Origin of the sequence: Candidatus Accumulibacter aalborgensis (genome assembly GCF_900089955.1) — a bacterium.
Taxonomy (GTDB): Bacteria; Pseudomonadota; Gammaproteobacteria; order Burkholderiales; family Rhodocyclaceae; genus Accumulibacter; species Accumulibacter aalborgensis.
Genome location: NZ_FLQX01000018.1, coordinates 1 through 2,045, shown reverse-complemented (window position 1 = coordinate 2,045; position 2,045 = coordinate 1). Strand labels below are relative to the sequence as shown.

The window sequence follows — 2,045 nt, the reverse complement described above, 5'->3', positions numbered from 1 at the left end:
ATGGGAGCACCCGGCGCTCTTGAGCGCGTGTGCGATCAGTTGCGCAAAACGTTCGCGCTCGATGACCGGCCGCATCTGGACGCGCGCCTGAATGCGCCCGGCGAGGGCTGCGTAGGGCGCCCGTTCGAGGGTCTGCGCGAGCACCGGATGGCCGACGAACCAGACGGTGATCAGATCACGCGAGTCGAAGGCGAAGTTGAGGAAAGCCGGGAAATCGCGGAAGAACTCGGGCGGGAGATTCTGCGCCTCGTCGAGAATCCACAGCGGCAGGAGTTGCTTGCCGTCGGCCAACTGGTGGATATGCGCCTTGATGTCGCGCCACAGTTGCGCTCGGCGATAGCTGGGTGGCAGGCCCAGTGACAGGGCCAGACAGCGATAGATATCGAGGCGGCCGAAGTCGGTCTCGGCATGGTAGATCACCTGATAGCGATGCGGATTGAGCTTCGCGGTCAAGCCCCGTAAAGCGGCGGTCTTGCCCACGCCGGCTTCGCCGGTCAGCAGGCCGACTCCTGGCGAGTGCAGGAGCCACTCGAAGCGTTCGGCGAGTTGCGCCAGCGCGCCGTCATCCCAAAGATCGGTTGCCTCCTTGCCCAGCGGCGGATGGCGCAAACCAAAGTGTTGCAGGTCCATCTTTACTCTCCTTTCGCGTCGTAATACTGTTGATGGACCAGTTCGATCAGGTTCGCGCCGGACCTCTCGATCTTGCCGGCGTCCACCGGCGCGGGTTTGCGGCGCTGGCGATTGAGATTGGCCAGCGCATCGAGCGGCGTGGCCAAGCCGATCGCCTCGCCCTTCTCATCCTCGACGCTGACCACCACTTCGGTATGCGGATCGACGACCAGGCAGACGGTCTTGCCGGACAGTTCGAAGGGCACCTCGAAGCGCTTGCCCTGATACGACACCGTGCCGTCCTTGCGGACCCGGCGGCTGACGCGATGGTGGAACAAGGCATCGAGCTTTGCGGCCAGCAGGCCGAGCGGGCGAATCTTCGACAAATCCTGCTGATAACGGGCCAATGGCGTGATCCCGTTCAGACCCTCATGCGGGCGGCGGTGATAGACCTGTTCCAGCCATGCCCACAGGCGCGCGTTGACGTCCTCAAGACCGGTGATGTGACGCTCGTCGAGTTCGGACAGAAACTCGCTGCGGCAGGTCCGGTGCCAGCGCTCCAACTTCCCCTTGCCTTCGGGCGCATACGGCCGGCAATAAATCAACTGAATGCCCAGGCGGGCGCAGATCCCTTGCAAGGTGTGGGCGCGGTAGGCGGCACCGTTATCGACGACCAGCTTGAGCGGGATGCCACGTTTCAGGATCGCCTGCTTGAGCACGCCCTCGATGTCCAGCGCCGTCTCCCCGGGGCAGAAGGCGCTGTGGGCGAGCAGACGTGAGGCGTCATCGAACAGGGAGACGAGATACCCTTTGGCAAGCTTGCCGCCGATGGGGACCTGCGGACCGTGCATCACGTCGCCGTACCAGATCGCGCCGGCTGAAGCGGCGACAAAACTGCGCCTCTCTTCGGGCAGGCTGGCCGAGCCGGTCATGCGGGAAAGACCGTGTTGCTGGAGCAAACGGTGGATCGTCGATCGCGACAGACTCCCGCGAGCGACGGTTCCAGCGGTTTCGAGCAACTGCCGAATCTGGCGAATCGAGCGCCGGGGATTATCACGCTTGGCCGCCAGAATCGCGGCCTGGATCGCCTCGGAAAGCTTCGATTGCCCACGGTCGGCGCGCGCCTTCGGCATCAGGCCATCGAGGCCTTGGGCGCGGTAGGTGTAGTACCACCCTTGAATCGTCTTCTCACCCAGATGGCGCCGACGAGTGCCGGGAATGGCGTACTCACGTTCGGCCAGCTCACGGATGATCCGCTGAAGTTCTCCCCGCTCCAGCCGCTCCCGGCTGACCAGCGGACCGAGGACGGACAGGCGAAACAGGGCTTTCGGGTCGATGGCTTTCATGTGGACTCCTTCAGGTGAATGGGAGTCGTGATGAGAACAGAACGGACACGTTATGACCACGGCAAACTGTGTGGGGGCCCCGCCCGGGCG

2 protein-coding genes are annotated in these 2,045 nt (G+C 63.9%); both read right to left on the bottom strand.

Features of this window, described 5'->3' with window-relative positions; translation table 11 throughout:
• Positions 1-630 (bottom strand): ExeA family protein (locus tag ACCAA_RS02365; RefSeq protein WP_186405649.1); only part of this gene is annotated, 630 nt, incomplete at its 3' end.
• Positions 631-632: 2 nt separating this feature from the next.
• Positions 633-1,955, bottom strand: a complete 1,323-nt coding sequence (locus ACCAA_RS02360) for a helix-turn-helix domain-containing protein (RefSeq protein WP_186405648.1) — start codon at positions 1,953-1,955, stop codon at positions 633-635.
• Between the last annotated feature and the right edge of the window lie 90 nt (positions 1,956-2,045).

Excerpts from the sequence above, each read along its gene's own strand:
- ACCAA_RS02360 (WP_186405648.1), bottom strand. The coding sequence starts at position 1,955 with ATGAAAGCCATCGACCCGAAAGCCCTGTTTCGCCTGTCCGTCCTCGGT.